We start from the raw sequence: 18,758 nt of genomic DNA, 5'->3' as shown, positions 1-18,758 counted from the left end.
CTTTTACCTACTCTTGTCCATCTGTAATAAATCTTATTACTCCTCCATAAGCACATATTAAAATTGATGCTGTAGTTAACGCTGCCCCACCATCAATTAATGTATCTTCTTTAGCATTTAACCACTTGTTCAATATCCTTATTTGGCACCTTTTCGTTTTTTCATTGCTTCCATTTGATGGACATGCTCCACTGCATATTCCAAATTCACTTATGTTGGGTCCAACTACATTATCACTTTCAATCATTATTGGATTTCCTTTTGAATATGACCCATGACTAGCTGGCAGATTTATTCTTGTTATTTCAGTTCCTTTATTGCATACCATTCTTGCTCCTCTGACTACATAAGCAGCACTTCCTATCAACTTTATCAGCTCCCCTTTTTATTTAACTATCTATTTCTAATCTTTCTAGGCTTATCCCTTTAAATTCTCTTCTAAGAAGACTTTCAGCAACATCCAATCTCACTACAATCAAGGTTTTTTCACTTTCTTTTATTTTGAAAATTTTCTTTCCATTAATTTTGCTTTTATCTAAGATAATCTTTTTAACTACGGTCTTATTTAAATTAAGTTCTGCCTTTTCACTTAAGCATTCAAGCTCTTGAAATATTGGCAAACAATAATTTCCCTGTTTCCCATTTTCTAAATCTATAAGAGGAATAGTCTTAAATATAATCCCTGGATCGTACTTTCCAATTATTTTCTTCATATTTTCAGAAATAAGAAATAAATTTCTATCCAAAATGTCTAAAAACTCACTATCCTCAGTACATTTAACATTAAAAATAATAACTTCCTCAAGCTTATGAGCATTTACTAAATTTATATTTCTAACATCTACCTTTTTATAAACATCTAATAACAATGGTACATTTGTATATTCGTCAGCTTGTTTTAGCAAAAAATAATCCATACTCTTTCCTCTCTACTAAACCCTAATTTTCAAGATTTATCTGAATAGCAGAATCCATATATTCTCCTGCCATAATAAATATTTCTTTTTTCTTTTTCATTTCTATGTATGCAGGACTTTCTAAGAAATTTTGCAGTTCTGCTTTTATTATATTTAAAGCTATTCCGTGATACTTATTTGCTTCTTTAAGCTTTATATCTTCTAAATCTTTTTCTTTAATAACTCTTAAGTACTCTTTTTTCTTCTCCGAAAGTTCCTTCATATGAGTAAATAACGGTTCATAAATAAAGCCAAAATCTATATCTATCATGCATTCTTCTTTATCTAAAAACCACTTCTCATCATATAAATCAACTCTCCAGTGTCCCTTATTTTCGAGAAGTTTTGTTCTAAGCATGGAAAAATAAACATACATTATTTCACCTTTTAATTTTTTTTCCTGAAGCGAAATAGCCTCTTTGCAAACCATGTTAAAAGCGGAAGCTAATTTTTCTTTTATGCTTTCCTCGTCAGCATCATAGCTTTTTACAATTTTATTAAAATTATCTTTATAGCTATCTTCTAAATATTTTTCTTGAAATTCTTTTAATACTTTATTTTTATCAGCTTTTATTATCATCTCTTTAACTCCTGCAAAATTACTTCTTAATCTTGAACATTTACTTTTGCTCCACTCATTGTTATCTCATCTTTTATTAATATACTTGCATCTGCTTGAGTTAATTTAATTCCCTTATTACCCTTAATTTGAATTTTAGCTCCACCAGTAATTTCTATGTCATCTTTAGCATCTAGTATTATTTTTTTATTACTATTTACTTCTATTCCACCATCATCAGACATTTTCATAAGAAGATTTCCATTTCCTATTATTTCTACAGAACCTGGACTCATAATGATTTCTTTTCCATATTTTGTACTTATACTTTTTATACTCGGATTACTTCTCTTACTTGAACTCACAGCATCATAATGCATTGAACTAACAACATATGCAGTCTTTTCTTCATTATCTGGAAAATATAATCTAACTACATCTTTAATTTCAGGCATACAGTACCAGCCTGTACCATCTGGTTGTGAAAATATTGTTGCAAATTCAAACCATCTTGCCTTTCCACTATCCTTTGGACTACCATCTATTTCTAAGGAAACTTTTACTTTATCTCTTTGAACATCTAATACTCTTCCTTGAAGTGAAATTCCAACTATCTTATCATTATAAAGTTTTTTAACTTTCATTCCATTTTCGTCTCTTAGTATGTATTTGTTTGAAAGAACTCCTCCAACCATTTTAATTTCACATTTATGTACCAAAAGGTTTCTTCCTTTAAAATTAACTTTATTATATAACCCTATTATTTGATTAGTTACAACCTCATAACTTATTAGATTTATATCATCTAATTCATAATCTTCATTTGAAGCTTTATCATTATATTCTTGTAAGCCTTTTTGTATTGAATAATTAAATTCATTAATCTCATGAACCTTTGTTATTCCAGCTCCACCTATGGAATATTTTATTCCTTCTCTCTGACATTCAGGTACTAATGCCATATTGAAATATGAAGCTAATCTTTTTAAAAACTCCCAATCTGTTTCTTTATATTGAACAATAAATTCATCAATTTTAGTGTTATTAGTAACATTGTCCACCATAATAGCATCACCATAACTACTATTTTTCTGTTCAAAAATTTCTTCATAAGTTAGCTTTTTATTTTGATATGAGTTATTAATTTTCTTTATATCCATTAGAAAGGTTTTACTTAAAGCCTCTATTTCTAAGGTTCTCACATCATTACTTGCTTTTATTCCTACCTTTGTAACTATTCCTTCAAATAAAGTAACTTCATTATTTTCATCATCTTTTGCAGATACTTTAATAATTTCTTCTGCACTTGCTTCTTCAACATACTTATCTATGTTTTCATCACTTATGATTCCACTTATAAAAAGTTTTGCATGCTCATTTAATTCTCTTATTATTTTAAGTTCTTTAATCTTTTGAAATTCATATGGTGCTATTTTAATATCCCCTTGTGTAAATACATATCCCTCACTCATTAATTTTCATCTCCCTTTTCTCCTTTTATTATTTGTATGGTATTAATAACATGAAACACAATTTCTCTCCATTCTCCGTATTCCTCATATGGACAACTAAAAGTTCCCATTAATATTTCACCTTCAAATTCAAGAAAAAACATTAAACTGCATAAAGGTCCATCTGCTCCATAGCTCTTAAATTCAAGAAACCCTACATTTTTAGAATCAACTTCTAAAACTCCATCTTCATAAAAAACATTTATTGGATTAGTGTTCTTTATTGCTTCTTTCATTTCATTTTTTAATTCTTCTACCTTATTTTCCTCTAAAGGTTTGTCTATAATCTTTAGTGCAAAGTAAACACTTCCATTTTCATTGCATTTTATAATGTCTGGCTTATTTTGAGCTGAATACTTTAAATCGCTAATTTCTTCTGGCATATCTTCAAAATCTTTTGGAATAAACAGCTTTAATTTCTCATCAAAGAAATCTTTTTCTTCAAATTCATAATATCTGTCTACAATTTTTATCGGTCCATTCTTAATATCTCTTCTAGCTTCAGCTTTTTCTGCCTCATTTATAAAATCCAGTATTTTTTCATCTACCCTTTCTGCCATACTTTTTCCCTCCCAATAAATTAAAATTTTATAGAAATACTACTTTTTCACCTTAACTAATCATTTCATTCAATTCCCCAAAAAAATCTACATATTTATAAGTTATACTATTTTTCATAATTTTGTATATTATACTAAAGTATATAATTTATATTTTTCAACCGATTTTTTATTATTGGTAGTAAATATTCATATAAATTATAAAAACCTATATGCGATTCACTCTAATAATAATTATTTAAAACAATCAAATTATTCAATAAGCTGTTATGAATATTAAAAGTGAATATAAAAATATAGACATCTTTGAAATTATAAAACCATTAGCCGATGGTGAAACAATTGAACTCAAAGATATCTATATTGGTTGTCTATATTCTCTTGATTTAGCTAAAATAAGTTCTTCAAAGAATAAATGGAAATTACAATACCTATTTAATAAATTTATTCCACTCTTTATATATTTCCATATTTGAAGATATTTCATTATTAAATCAAACTTCCTTGTAATAACCTGCACACTTTACAATAAAGTATTTTCAATTAAATTTATAATTTCATTCATGTTATTAACTTTAGATTTATTATGTTAATACACATACTGCCATAAAATAATTTTCTTCTACTTTTTCAACAGATAATTCACATGCCTCATTTTTATCACTATATAATACAGGTTTATCATCTAACATTTTTATAGTAAATGAATCTAATGGCATATATAATCCCATTCCCTTGGCTTTTATAAAAGCTTCCTTAAGAGTCCATAACATAAAAAAAGCATCGTTTCGCCTACTTTGTGGTAAAGATAAGATATATTCATTCTCATCTTTAGAAAAATAACTTTTCGCAATTGATAAATCAATTTTGCCAATCTTTTGTATGTCAACACCAATTGGCTTTGTTGCAACCCCAACAACTACCCACTCTCCAGAATGTGAAATATTAAAATGTATTTTACTATTATCTATAAGTTCAGGTTTTTTCCATTTATTATATTTAAACTCTATTCTATTTAAACCCAACATATTATTAAGAATTAATTTACCATATAGTGATCTTAAAGAATCCTCATACTTTTTATATCTTAGTATCTTATCTTTTTCTTCCTCACTTATATAATTTAGGCAATAATTAAATTTTTCTTTGCTCAAATTAAAATCTACCTTATGCTTTACTATTCTCATATATACAATTAGTGACTAATTAAACCATTAGTCATTCTCCTCCAAAATTTATTACATAATACTTTAATTATTTGTATTAAAATGCAATTCTGCATGTAATATAATACAATTATACCATTTTTTAATTAAACATAAAATTAATATTTTATCTGTTATAGTTCATATATTAATTTCATTTTTTATGTTAATAATTAACTTAAACCAAAATTTCATATTATTTCTATACTTACATTAAACTTCATTATTTGCTTATACGTGAACATGTACTTCATTGTGTTAGTATGAAAGCGTAGACACTTAAATAACAAAAAGTATAATATGAAAGGATGCACTTCTGAATCAACAAACTTTGGAAAGAACCTGTCTATCGTTTACCATCAAACAATACAAAAAAAAGAATGTAGTAGATTTGTTTTACACAAATTTAGCTACATTCCCCAAAATTTTGACGCTTACACTTAAAAGGAAAAATCTTCTCTTTTATCTCTAGTATCAATATAATTACTATCTATTTCTTCACTTAATAGTATATTATCTAAAGTTACTTCATCATTATTAAGAATATATTTTATCATAAATTTATATGTATTAATAAATTTATTGATAGTAGATTGATTAAATAAATCTGTATTATACTCAAGCATACCAGAAATGGTATTTTTATTCTCATATAACATCATAGTCATTTCAAACATTGAAGATAAGGTATTTAACTCAATGTACTTCATTTTCAAATCACAAAATTCAAAATCAATTCCATTAAAATTTTGCAATACAAACATATATTGTATAAGTGGCGAATACGATATATTACGTTCAAATTTAATATTAGTAATAATTTCTTCATAAGGCAGTTCAATATTTGAGTATATTGTTGAAATATTTTCTTTGTTTCTTAGTAGTGTTTCTTTGAAAGACTCATCTGGATTTATTTTATTCCTAATAACAATAGTATTAGCAATAAAGCCAATTATATCCCTTAGACTTTCATTACGTCTATTTGACATAGGGCTGCCAATACATACATCATTATCATTACTATATCTATATAATTCAATTGCATAGATTGTTTCTAAAAGCATGTATAGTGATACATTATTATCTTTGCAATATTCTTTGCACATAGCTGATAATTCTTCATCTAATCTAAAATCTATTTTACTTCCATTAAATGTCTGTATTGACGGACGTTCTTTATCAAGTGGGAAGTTTAATATTCCCTTGACATTGTGTAATTCTGTTTTCCAGAATTCAAGCTGCTTTTTTGATTTCTCACTATTAATAAAATTATGTTCCCATTCGGAAAAATCAGCATATTGAATATCCAACTCTGGAAGCTCATAATCTGTATTTCCTTTAGTATATTGATCATAACATAATGCTAAATCTTTATTAAATACAGCTAATGATGATCCATCAGCAACAATATGATGCATATTTATAAACCACAAATATTCATTGTCTGATGCTTGAATCACTTTACTATATACAGGAATTTCACTAAATAAGTCAAATTTATGATTAATGCAATTTCTTAAATTCTCTAATATATCTTCAGTAAAAATTCCTCTTCTATCTTCGAATTCAGGTTCAAAAGTATATTCATTTAATATTTTTTGATAATACTCTCCATCCTTCTTTTCATATATAGTATGAAAAATTTCATGTCTTCGGACAACTTGTTTTAAACTATTAATAAATGACTGTTTATCTAAATTCCCTTCTATCTTAAAAACAAATGGCATATTATACAACGAAGAGTTTTCTACTGTTTCAAGTGTATAAAGCATTCTTCTTTGATTATAAGAAACCTTCATAAGATCTTTTCGCTCAATTCTAATAATTTCATTACTAATACTATTTTCAGCTTGATTAGTACTATTGTTAAACTTACACTTACTCTTCAAATATTTTTCTAGATCATTTATTGTTGCATATGTGTAAAAATCATCGAAATCTAATTTAACACCAGTTCTTTTATATATAATACTGTCAATATTCATTGTCATTAATGAATTTGCTCCAAGATCAAAGAAATCATCATCATCATTAATTTCTTCAATATCAAGCTCTTTACACCAAAGATTTCTCAAAAACTCTTTTAATTCTAGAGTCGTATCAACTTCAATTCCATTCTTTTTCTGTTGTATACTAGATATAATAGATTTTGGCCATGCTAATGTTTTCCTAAATGGATATGTAGCAATGTGCACTTTAACATTTCCTTTAGCACTGTAATACTTATTCCAATCAATGTTTATACCAATATCATACAATGATGATAATGTATCTAACATAGATGTATCAATACTATTATACATATTAAAAATCTTTAATGATTTATGATTGTTTTTTTCCTTTAAACAGTCAGTCATTTTTCCGCTTTTACCAAGTTCAACCAATACAAGACTATTTTTTTCAGATTTATTAAGTGATTCAATATAATTTTCAAATGCAATTTGATTAAACTCATTATATTCGGCCTTGTTTATTTCTATTTCTAAATCACTTAAAGCGATGTTATTCGTTACATAATCAACAACGATATTTCCAAGGCCTGTTCCAATTATTTTATCAGGAGTTATTCCCCATTCAATTAGCTGCTGATACATGGCAACATAACATAATACTTTTAATATTTTTTCATTTTTAATAGACATTTCATTATATAACTCTTCGTATACTTTTTTAAATACTGGATATTTTTCTTTTAGTATTTTTACTTCTTGTTCGCTAAATACATTATCTCCAGATATTAAAAACAATAATTTATTTTCTTCTATTTGTGAAACTGCTGTCTTTGTACTAAGAAAATCTAAAAATTCTTTTTTATTTTTTACTTTCGCAGATGTACGGAATTCATAATCATTTCTTCCAGCATTTAATGTATAACATATATCCCCTAGTGAATAGTTTTCAGTACTTTCTTTTAAGATTTCCTTATAATCATCTATTATATCTGAAGTCTTTCCACTAATTGTAACAAAATATTCACTTTCATCATCAGCTTTATCAAACTTTAGTTTATTATCTTCTAATACAAGATGTACATTAGTGCCGCTTACACCAAGTCCGCTCATGGCCATTATTTTAGGTTTATTTTCATCCCATCTTTCAACTTCTGTAATAGGATATACAGGCGAGTTATTAAAATCTATCAAGCTATTTATTTTTTCCAAATTACATAGTGGATATTTCTTATTGTTTTTTAATGATAAAACTCCCTTTAAGACACTTGAAATTCCTGCTGCTGAACCTAAATGAGATATATTGGTTTTAAGACTACCAATTGGACAAAATTGTTTCTTATCTGTATACTTTCTAAATGCTTCTGTAATACCTAATACTTCAATTGGATCTCCAATCTTTGTTCCTGTTCCGTGTGCTTCAAAATATCCTATATCTTCAGGATTTAAATCTGCTTTTTCCCATGCATCGATCATAACTTCACATTGTGCTGCTGAACTTGGAGCTGCTAAACTGTTTGATCTTGCTCCATCCTGATTTGAAGATACTGATCTTATAACAGCATAAATTGAATCTTTATCACGAATAGCATCTTCATATCTTTTAAGCAAAACAAGTCCTGCACCTTCTCCAAGGTTTATTCCATCTGCCTCTTCATCAAATGTTTTACATCTTGCACGTGGTGATATTATACCAAGAACATCTTGTTCTGCAAAATCATCATATTTGGCCCTAAATTCAAGTGTAATTCCTCCTGCTAGTGCCATATCTGCCTCTCCCGCATTTAATCTAAGGCATGCTTCATATACAGCATATAATGAAGATGAACATGCAGTCTCAACTATAGATGCCTGTCCATGTAAGTCTAAACAATAAGCAATCCTTCCTGCTAATGTATCTAAAAAGTTTCCAATCGCAGCAAAACCAGATGACTCTTCTAGATAATCATCAAAAAAATGACTATTATGTGCACCTAAAATTATTGATGTTTTACTTCCTCTCGCTGATTTAAGGCTATAACCTGCATCTTCAATTGCTTCACAGGCTAATTCCAAAAGCATTTTTTGTTGTGGATCCATACATGCCGCTTCTTGTCTCGATATATTAAAAAAATCATAATCGAAATACTCAACTCCATCAAGATATGCTACATCAAAATACTTCTTTGTTTTATCAAGCTTTAATAACTCTTTTCTCCTCTCACTGAAAGGCTTTATACAATCTATTTTATTAGAATAAATTCTATCTAAATCATCAATGCTTTCTGCTCCAGGAAATTTTCCACTTATACCTACTATCGCTACCTTTTCAAACTTTCTCATATAACGCAAACCTCCTTTTTATATTTAAAATTTTAAGATTTCTACTTCATTTTTCTTTTCATCTAATAATAAATACTTTTTATCCAAACGTTCTGAAATTTCACTTATTGTATTGCAATCAAAAAGTTCTGCAATGTTAACCTTCATGTTAAACTCTTTATTAATCATATTAAGCATTTTAATAATCTTTATTGAACTTCCACCTACCTCAAAAAATTTATCATAAAGTCCAAATTCACTATCGTCTCCAAGGATTTTTCTCCAAATATCAGTAATCTTTTTTTCTGTATTACTTATTTTTTCTTTATAATATACAATTAAATCTTCGAAGCTATTTTCATTATTAAGTGTGTTATCTCCATTATTAGGCATATCTTTACAGTATTTAAATATTATGCTTTCACTTTTATTGTTCTTATAAATAGCTTGGATCATATCTTCACTGAGTTTTTCACCATTTTTGGTACTAAAAATAATGTCAAATATTTCTCCATTCACCTGTTGTATAACTGCTATATCTTTAACGTTAGAATTTAATGAAAGTTCCTTTACTGCTGATGTAATATTCTTCACATTATTTAATATCTTATTTGAATTACTCTCTTTTGTCTTATATATTATTGTAGGTATAATTCCAATACACTCTATAACACTGTTCTTAGTGATTTCTGAATTTCCATCATAATATAATATTAAATTTTTATTTTTATCGTAATTAAGTTCACAAAATGCGAAGTCAAACTTTTCTTTTAAGTTTTTCTCTGACTCTCTTAAATCAATAATTTTATTATTAAATTCTATTACTCTTGATTTATATTCTATAATACTAAAATCACCATTTTCATCTACGCATGCTCTTTCACCAGTTGCATACCACTCACCATTTTGTTTGAAATATATATCACCTTCAAAACCAATAGGAACTGAATGTTTTGATATGTCAAGTAATGCCATTTCAGAATTAATAACAGCGATATTCTCTTCTAAAATATTAACTTTATCTAATAACTTTTTAGGAGTATATTTGATCTGAAGTTCTTTAAATCTTTCCTTTAATTTCTCTACCTCCACTAATTTACAATCAAATACTTTTTGGTTTACATTTGATACAGCTTCATGAATTACATGTATAAAAGCCTTAGCTATATTGGTAACTCTTTCTGCTGAAAATAACTTAGTTGAATATTCAACCTGCAATTCCAAATCTTCGCCGTTGTCCCATATTATCATACACATATCAAGCTTATAATCATTTGCATTATTACGTTTTAAAGTATGCATTATAGCACTACTTCCGTTAACAGGTATCATTTCACCTTCTGCACATCCTTTAAGCAATTTTTTGCTATGAACTGCAAAAATAACTTGATATAAAGGATGTACATTATCAAAACGTTGAAAAGGAACATTTTCTATAATATCACTTAAAATAACATTAGAATGGTCCATGCTTTGAAACATTAAATCTCTTACTGTTTCCATTCCATCAATTATAGAGCTATTTTCATTACATTCAACTGGCATAATAACAACCGATGCAAAATCTCCTACTAAATTAACAGTTCTTAAATCATCTCTATTTGCAAGAGTTGTACCTACATTCATTGAAGATTTATTAGCATATCTAGTTATAACTATAGAAAAAAGACTTAAAAGAACCGCGTGAAGATTACTTTGAGTTTCTTTTACAATATTTTTAAGTTTTTGAGTTGTTTCTTTATCTAATGGAAAAGTAACCATATCAGATCTTTTTTCTCTATCACTAGATCTACTATATACTGTAGGTAAATCTAAAAAATGTTCTGAATCACTTAATTTTTCTTTCCAAAATGAAATATTATTTTTTAATTTATTTTGCATTCTTTTAGTTTTTTCACTAACAATATGATTTGCATACTGGTATGAAGTTTTTTCTTGCTTTATACCAGCATATCCATCCATAATTGTCTTACATATGACACCATCAGACCATCCATCACTAATTATATGATGCACTGATAAGAACAGTACTTCATAATCCTTATTAATTTTTACAATCTGAAATTTTATAGGATTTTCTTCAAAAAGGTTAAAATTCCTCAGCGTAAACTCTAATTCTTTTTCCTGAAGTATTTTTTCAATTTCATCTTTTGATGTATCCGAAATGTCAACTTCTTCAATCACCGGCTTACTATCCTTATCAAAATACTGATATGGTACACCATCTAGTTCTATATATTTAAAAGAAAAAACATCTTGAGTATCCCATAACTGCTGTATTGCCGATTTTATTCTTTCATGTCCTACATTATCTTTAAATTCAATTTTAAATGCAGCATTATAAAATGGATTTTCTCTTCCAATATCTGTTTTATATACACACCACATACCAGTTTGATTATTTGCTAAGGGATATATTCCAAACTCTGATCCTCTCTCTTTTATTGTATCTATGAATTTTTTCTTTTTTTCTTCTGATAAACCGTTAATCTTCTCTAGCAAGTTCATATTATATTATCCTCCCTAACGCCTGCGATTTTTTAACATTTCTTTTCTTTTTCTTATATTCCCACTATCTTTTTTCTTAACTTCTAAGTTGCCATTGTTTTTATTTTTAGAATATAAATAAGTTGATAGTTGATAAATATTAGGATATATCATAATATCAATTGGTTTTATATTCATATTGAATTCATAACTAATAATTTCTACAATCTTAAAAATAGTCAATGAATTTCCACCTAAATCAAATATATTATCATTAATATGGATCTCTTCAACTTTGAGATTATCCTTCCATATCATCATTAATTTATTTTGTAATTCACTAATATTAGCATCTGAGTTAAATCTAGATTTATCAATTTTACATACAAGTCTTGATGTAAGATTGCTATAATTTTCTTTAATAATGCCCTTTACCTTCTGAACTTTATTTTTATCATCGAGATTAATTATCAGACTCATATCATAAAAATCGTGAACTTGGTATCTCATCTTTAAACAATCTCTATTTATACCAACATATGATGACTTTATATTGTTTTCAATTATAAAATTTAGATAACCAATTCCCTGATCTATATCTAATTCATTAAAACCACCAAAAACAGCTGAACTTGAATTGCTATATTTATTTAAACCAGTCTTACTCCACATACTCCAATTTATACAAAATACTCTTTCCCCTAAATTTATAAGGCTTTGACAATAATTTTCCTGCAGTGTATTAGCTAATGAATATGCCCCCATTGATATTCCTCCAAAATTACCTGTAAGAGAACAAAATACAATCATTGAAGCATCTTCTTTTGATTTTCTAATTTTTTCAAGGTTATATGTTCCCAGAAGCTTAACTGATGACGAATCTAACATATTCTTAAATTCTTCATTTTCTAAAGTGTGGTCAGATAAATTATCAAAAAACACTTCACTGTTATCTGATGACATTTTTCCAGAAAGATTAACTATTGTAGAAAGCTTAATTTCAAATTGATGTTCAGCCTTATTTACAGAGTCCAAAATTTCTTGATAATTTGTAACATCTGCTTTACAGTAAATCACATCTTCAGAAATATTGATCAATTTATTGTATCTATCAATATTTTTTTCTAAATCAGAGCTACCAATAATCAAAAGCTTTGAATTATACTTGTTTATTAAATACTTAGATACATGAATACCTATTCCTCCAAGGCCACCAACTACTAGAACTAAACTATCATATTGTATTATTGCTTCATTACAATTGCCCTTGTTTGCTGTTTTTAAACATGGAATATATCTTTTTGAATCACGGTATACTGCAACTTCATCTTTTATGGAAAGATTCAATTCATTTACTAAAAGAGAAATATTCAATTTATCAAAATCAACAATTCTACATCGTAAAAAAGGATTTTCTAAGCATACTGTTTTCAATAATCCATTAATAAAACCATTATTAATTCTAAAGGTCATATCTGATTCAAAATTAATAGATTGTTTTGTTGGAAATATTATTGTTAATTTTTTTGATATTTTCATAATATCTTTTATATGTGTACTAGCTTTATCTAAAACATAACTAAGATTTTGCGACGAGATTTCCAGATCATTTTCATCATAGAAAAAGAAATCTAAAAGTATATCATTTTCCTGAGCATCTGCTATATTATCTATAGACTTGAATGAAACGTTATTTTTTTCAAATAATTCATCTATATTTTTATCATTATTAATTACACATATATTACTTAATTGTTTATATTGAATTTCTTTTCTGACCCATTCTTTGGTTAAAATATAATTTAAATTTTCATCCTCAATCTTATTTATGATTTCATTAAACTTACCATCTAAAAAAGCAGATTTATAGTTATTTCTTTGCTTTTTACCAATTTCCGTTGTCTGCAATTCTTCGCTTAAAAGAGGTATTACATATTTAGGATTTAATAAGCATTTTTCTCTAATTTGATTCTTAACTTTTAAAACAAGCTCTTTTAATTCTTCAATATTTGCTTCATCTTTCAATAATTCTTCATCCTTAGGTGAAAAGAATACTAAAATCATTTCATTATCATCATCTTTTAATTTCACCGAAGTTGCTACCGAAAATGATGCATTTACTTCATCCATATCATCTACTGCTGCTTCAAGATCCTGTACAAAATAATTCAAACCATTGATGATAATTATATCTTTTTCTCTAGCTGTTAATACTAGATTATTATCTTTTATATATCCTATATCACCTGTGATTAAATAACCATCATCTGTGAATGATTCATTATTAGCTTTTTCATTTTTATAGTATTGAGACGTAAATGACTCTCCTTTTCCTTGAACATGTCCAATTTCACCTTCTTTAGCCACATTTCCATCTTCATCAACAATACGTATTTCAGCTCCTGGCATAGGTGCTCCAACTGGTAAAAACTTATCATCATCGCTGTTATTATAATATGAAAAATCATTATAATATGTAATGCAGGAAGATGTTTCAGTCATTCCAAAAGTTAATTTTAATGCATTTTTAGGTAACGAATATTTTTCTAACTTTTTCAAGAAACTTCTTAAATTTTTACTAACATTTGCTTCTCCACCAGAAAATACATAATTTAATCGTGATAAATTCCAATCATAATCTTTATCATCTTGAATATAATTATTTACTAGAGTATAAGCAAAATTTGGTGCCCATGTGATGGAAACTTTGTATTTACTCATTAAATCAATCCACATCAAAGGCTTGTTTAATATAACTTCCGAATTTACTTGAATTTGTAGAATATTAAGATATACATCTCTTATGTGCGACCATATAAGACCTGCCGCATGAGTTAATGTCATCCAATTAAAATCTACTTCATTTTCATTAAGATTATACATTTGAATTTCCCCAAGAGTCCTTCCAAAAATATTCTTTTGGCTTAATGTAACTCCTTTTGGCATTCCTGTACTTCCTGAAGTAAAGAGAATTAAGCTTGTTTCATTAATATCCCAATCATAATAATTCTCAAATGCTTCTGAAGCTTCAGTATCATCTATTGCTATAACATTTATATTATCTGAGAAAATTTCTCCAAGTTTAAGTACATCATCTTTTAACTTATCAGTAGTTATAATAAAAGGCTTTTCAATATGTTTCCATATATTGTATAATTTTTTAGTATTGACATTTTCCACACTATAATCATCTAAGACACCTGTCGGTGCAGGAATAACTCCCAAAAGCATACATGCCCAAAAACATTTAATAAAATTTTTATTATCCGGAAGTTGAAATATTAACTTATCACCTTTTTTTAATCCTTTTTCTCTTAAGCTTGTTGCAAGATAAGATGCTTCTTTATAAAGTTCTTCATAAGTTTGCTCTTCCTGTCCATCTTTTTCAATATAAATAGTTTTCTGTTTACTTTGTGATCTTACTTTAAATAATTCAGTAAGATTTTTATATTTTCTATTATTAATTAATGGTTCTGAGGTCGATATAGCCAATTTATTACTATTACTTATTTCAATTTCATTGCTTTTAGTTCTTGCAGATTCATTATATTCTAGAGTTATACCCTTATCGGTATTCTTATAATTAATTTTAATATCATTTTTAATGTCCGATTCAAGTAAATTCTTTTCAAGTTCAAAGTATGTCTTAGATGAAATAAATCCAAATTTTTCAATACTTGTTTTATCTAATATACCTTTTTTATCTCTTGGAATATATGGAACCTGAATAAAGTCATAATCTTCTCCATATTTAGCTATATTTTTATATAATACTTCCTTATCAGCAGAAAATATCACTGTTTTTCCTATTATTTCATACTCTTTTATAAAATCAAATTTATTTAATTCCTCATATATATCCATATCATAATACTCCTTATGTGCATAAACTTTCCTTTTTTTATACTACTTATCATCTAATTTTTTACACATTAATTCTTATTCAATTTCATCAAAGATATCATTAATATTTTTTATTGTATCTTTTTCTTCTTTTACTTCCTCATTTTCAAAAGTATTGTATTCAGCTTCCTTATTATCAATTATTTCTATTAACTCAGAAATAGTTGTAATAGAATAGATTTCTTTCATTGATATTTTCTTACCTAATGCTGTTTCTATTTTTGAAGTAACAAGAGCTACTGAAAGAGAATCAAAACCAAATTCATATATATCATCATAAATACTAATTTCATCAACTCCGAAAATATCTTTAAAAATATCTTTTAATACTTTTTCAGTTATGTTATCGCATTTTAAACTTTTCTCTACGCTTTCCTTTTCTTCATTAATAATAGATACTTCTTCTGTATCACTGCTTAAAACTTCATTTTTCTCTCCAACAAAATATGGTTTATATCTCCAGAAAACTTTTCTATCAAATTGATATGTTGGTAAAGAAATTCTATAGGGTTTTTTATTATATAACTTATCCCAATCTATTTCTATATTTTTAGAATATAGCTTTCCAACAGCATTTAAGAAGCCTTCTCTTGAGTCTTCGGCTTTTAATTCCTTTAATGAAGATATTGCAGATATAGATTTATTAGATAATATTATTTTTCTTATAAGCTCTGTAAGTTGATTTGATGAACCAATTTCAATAAATATAATGTCATTTTGCAAAGCAGTTTCTTCAATAGCGTCGTAAAACTTAACAGGTGAACACATCTGATCTATCCAATAATCAATTGTTGACATCTCATTATTCTTTAAGATATTACCTGTAAGCGTAGATACTATAGAAATTCTGCTTTTTTCAAATTTAACTTCTTTTAGAACTTGTCTAAAGTCATCTGAAATTTTATTTACTACTGAGCAATGTCCAGCTCTAACTACAGGTAATTTCGAATAACTCAATTTATTTTCCTTCAACACATTTTCAAAATTTTCTATATCGCTAATAAGTCCTGTAACAAGAAATCTTTTTGAACCATTTTCTGCTCCAATAGTAACTCCTTCAGTTAATAATTCTTCAATTTTTTCTTTTGGTGCTGCAACAGCAAGCATTCTTCCTTCAGGTAATGTGCCAAAAAGTTCTGTTCTTTTAATAATTATTTTAATTGCAGTCTCAAGTGTAAATATTCCTGCAATACAAGCACCTATATATTCACCTAAACTATGACCTATTATAATATCTGGTTTAACACCTATCTCATTCCATAATTTTGCAAGCGAATATCCTACAATAAAAGTAATTAACATACCAGTTACGTGCTCATCTGAAAGATCATCTTTCTCAAAATCATAATTTTTGTAATATTCCTTTAAATCTTGACCCGAAATAGTTTTGATTATATCAAAACATTTATCCATTTCTCTTTTAAAGATATTATTACTTTCATATAATTCTTTTCCTATTGAATACTTATGACTACCAGATCCTGAAAAAGCAAATGCTATTTTTTTCTTGGCTTTTTCACCATTTGAAGTAGGTCCCTTTTTATCTATCATCTTAAGTTTTTCAATAAGATCATTTTTATTATCAGAAACGGCATAATATTTCTTTTCTAAATTGCCTCTCCCTACCTGCAATGTGTATGCCATGTCTTCTAAATTAACATCCTTTTTTTCTAGATATTCAGCAAGTTTTAGACAATTATTTTTTAATGCATCTTCCGTTTTTCCACTAACTACAAATAATTCTTTTTTTAATGTATTTTCATGTGGCTCTTGTTCATATTCACTTAATATAGCAATTGCATTTGCTCCTCCCATTCCGAATGAACTTGTTCCTGCTATTCTTGTCTTATTACTTTCCCACTTTCTCAACCTGTCATTGACTACTACTGGGCATCCTTCTTCTAAAAGCTCACTATTAGGTTTCTTAAAATTAATACTTGGTGGCATCATCTTTTCTTTAAGCATTAAACTGGCTTTGATAACATTAATCACACCTGAAGCTGTACTTGTATGCCCTATATTGCTCTTTACTGATCCTATATATACTTTTTCGTCTTCATTATTTTCTTGGAAAACATTTTTTAATGCTCTTAGCTCAACAGAATCTCCTAATACTGTACCTGTGCCATGTGTTTCAAAATATCCCACTTCTGAAGATTCAATATCAGCAATTGCTAATGCATCACTAATCACTTCCTCCTGTCCTTGAACACTTGGTGCTGAAAAACCAACTTTTCTATTACCATCATTATTTACATTAGTGCCTTTTAAGATTGCAATGATGTTATCATGATCCTTTACAGCGTCTTCAAGTCTTTTTAAAATTATAACTCCCATACCAGATGCCTTAACTAAACCATCTGCCTCTTCATCAAAAGCTTTGGTATAACCACTTCTAGATATAGTTGTATCAAGACTTACGCAGCCATCTTGCTGAGGTTCAATGCAAACCCCGCCAGCTACCGCCATATCACATTCATAATTTAGAAGTCCTTGATACGCCTGGTGTATTGCTGCAAGTGACGATGCGCAGGCATATTTTGACATTGTACAAGGACCTTGAAAATTAAACTTATAGGCTATACGTGTGCTAAATGTACCACCAAGATTTATTTCTGCTAAGTGATAATTTAAATACCAATCACCTTTTTGTCTCATTAAATAATTCCATATATACAATTGTTCATCATATGTTGAATACAGTCCAACCTTACCATCATATTTGTCGCTATTATATCCAGCATCCTCCAAAGCTTCATATATTCCTTCAAACATGAATCTTTGTTGAGGATCTAAATTCATTGCTTCTCTTTTATTAAAATCAAAGAAATCCGCATCAAAACATTCAATATTATCTAATTTCCCATATGCTCCAACATAATTTAACTTATCCTTACTTTTATCTCTTGTTATACAATCTTTTCCTTGTAAAATATTTTGCCAAAATTCTTCTACATTGCTGGCCTTAGGCAGCCTAGCTGACATTCCTATTATTGCGACATCTAAATTATTTTCTGCATCTGCACACATTTATACCCCTTCTCTCCTTCTCCTATTTCTTAAGTTTTTCCTAGCTGTTATATTATCATCATCAGACTTTTGCTTTGTTCCTTCTTCAAGAAATAAACATAGTTTTTCAAGAGTTGGATAAGTCATAATATCTATTGGATTTACTTTTAATCCATACCTCTCTTTAGCTTGTTCTGAAATTTTATATATTGTTAATGATGAACCGCCCATATCAAAGATATTACTAGTCTCTGATATATCATCCATTCCAAGTATTTCTTTAAAAAGCGTCAAAAGTTTTTCTTTAATTTCCATAAA

At 27.7% G+C, this 18,758-nt stretch carries 11 protein-coding genes; all 11 read right to left on the bottom strand.

Translation table 11 applies throughout. From position 1 onward, the window contains the following. Positions 1–7 precede the first annotated feature (7 nt). Complete coding sequence (locus CSPA_RS01955; RefSeq protein ID WP_015390540.1) at positions 8–367, bottom strand: DUF4280 domain-containing protein; 360 nt, start codon at positions 365–367, stop codon at positions 8–10. 22 nt (positions 368–389) lie between these two features. Continuing rightward, positions 390–917 (bottom strand): hypothetical protein, encoded by a 528-nt coding sequence (locus CSPA_RS01950; protein WP_015390539.1) that lies wholly within the window; start codon positions 915–917, stop codon positions 390–392. A gap of 22 nt (positions 918–939) precedes the next feature. Continuing rightward, positions 940–1,536: a hypothetical protein gene (locus CSPA_RS01945; RefSeq protein ID WP_015390538.1), complete on the bottom strand. Its 597-nt coding sequence runs from the start codon at positions 1,534–1,536 to the stop codon at positions 940–942. A 26-nt stretch (positions 1,537–1,562) separates the two neighbouring features. Beyond that, a complete protein-coding gene (locus CSPA_RS01940) occupies positions 1,563–2,987 on the bottom strand; it encodes a phage tail protein (protein ID WP_015390537.1) in 1,425 nt (474 codons plus the stop codon). Next, positions 2,987–3,586: a hypothetical protein gene (locus CSPA_RS01935; protein ID WP_015390536.1), complete on the bottom strand. Its 600-nt coding sequence runs from the start codon at positions 3,584–3,586 to the stop codon at positions 2,987–2,989. Before CSPA_RS01935 ends, CSPA_RS01940 begins: the two co-directional genes overlap by 1 nt. 584 nt (positions 3,587–4,170) lie before the next feature. Then, positions 4,171–4,773, bottom strand: coding sequence for a 4'-phosphopantetheinyl transferase family protein (locus CSPA_RS01930; protein ID WP_015390535.1), 603 nt, complete (start codon positions 4,771–4,773; stop codon positions 4,171–4,173). Between the two features lie 458 nt (positions 4,774–5,231). Continuing rightward, complete coding sequence (locus tag CSPA_RS01925) at positions 5,232–9,062, bottom strand: condensation domain-containing protein (RefSeq protein WP_015390534.1); 3,831 nt, start codon at positions 9,060–9,062, stop codon at positions 5,232–5,234. A 24-nt stretch (positions 9,063–9,086) separates the two neighbouring features. After that, positions 9,087–11,549, bottom strand: coding sequence for a condensation domain-containing protein (locus tag CSPA_RS01920; protein ID WP_015390533.1), 2,463 nt, complete (start codon positions 11,547–11,549; stop codon positions 9,087–9,089). A gap of 15 nt (positions 11,550–11,564) precedes the next feature. Beyond that, positions 11,565–15,392, bottom strand: a complete 3,828-nt coding sequence (locus CSPA_RS01915) for an SDR family NAD(P)-dependent oxidoreductase (RefSeq protein WP_015390532.1) — start codon at positions 15,390–15,392, stop codon at positions 11,565–11,567. Between the two features lie 75 nt (positions 15,393–15,467). After that, a complete protein-coding gene (locus CSPA_RS01910) occupies positions 15,468–18,461 on the bottom strand; it encodes a type I polyketide synthase (protein ID WP_015390531.1) in 2,994 nt (997 codons plus the stop codon). Further along, positions 18,462–18,755, bottom strand: coding sequence for an acyl carrier protein (locus CSPA_RS01905; protein WP_015390530.1), 294 nt, complete (start codon positions 18,753–18,755; stop codon positions 18,462–18,464). Between the last annotated feature and the right edge of the window lie 3 nt (positions 18,756–18,758).

The sequence above is a fragment of the Clostridium saccharoperbutylacetonicum N1-4(HMT) genome (assembly GCF_000340885.1).
GTDB classification, from domain to species: Bacteria; Bacillota; Clostridia; order Clostridiales; family Clostridiaceae; genus Clostridium; species Clostridium saccharoperbutylacetonicum.
Note: the sequence above shows the minus strand (reverse complement) of the source record. Positions and strands in the feature narration are given on the sequence as shown.

Excerpts from the sequence above, each read along its gene's own strand:
- CSPA_RS01950 (WP_015390539.1), bottom strand. The coding sequence starts at position 917 with ATGGATTATTTTTTGCTAAAACAAGCTGACGAATATACAAATGTACCA.
- CSPA_RS01945 (WP_015390538.1), bottom strand. The coding sequence starts at position 1,536 with ATGATAATAAAAGCTGATAAAAATAAAGTATTAAAAGAATTTCAAGAA.
- CSPA_RS01940 (WP_015390537.1), bottom strand. The coding sequence starts at position 2,987 with ATGAGTGAGGGATATGTATTTACACAAGGGGATATTAAAATAGCACCA.
- CSPA_RS01935 (WP_015390536.1), bottom strand. The coding sequence starts at position 3,586 with ATGGCAGAAAGGGTAGATGAAAAAATACTGGATTTTATAAATGAGGCA.
- CSPA_RS01930 (WP_015390535.1), bottom strand. The coding sequence starts at position 4,773 with ATGAGAATAGTAAAGCATAAGGTAGATTTTAATTTGAGCAAAGAAAAA.
- CSPA_RS01925 (WP_015390534.1), bottom strand. The coding sequence starts at position 9,062 with ATGAGAAAGTTTGAAAAGGTAGCGATAGTAGGTATAAGTGGAAAATTT.
- CSPA_RS01920 (WP_015390533.1), bottom strand. The coding sequence starts at position 11,549 with ATGAACTTGCTAGAGAAGATTAACGGTTTATCAGAAGAAAAAAAGAAA.
- CSPA_RS01915 (WP_015390532.1), bottom strand. The coding sequence starts at position 15,392 with ATGGATATATATGAGGAATTAAATAAATTTGATTTTATAAAAGAGTAT.
- CSPA_RS01910 (WP_015390531.1), bottom strand. The coding sequence starts at position 18,461 with ATGTGTGCAGATGCAGAAAATAATTTAGATGTCGCAATAATAGGAATG.
- CSPA_RS01905 (WP_015390530.1), bottom strand. The coding sequence starts at position 18,755 with ATGGAAATTAAAGAAAAACTTTTGACGCTTTTTAAAGAAATACTTGGA.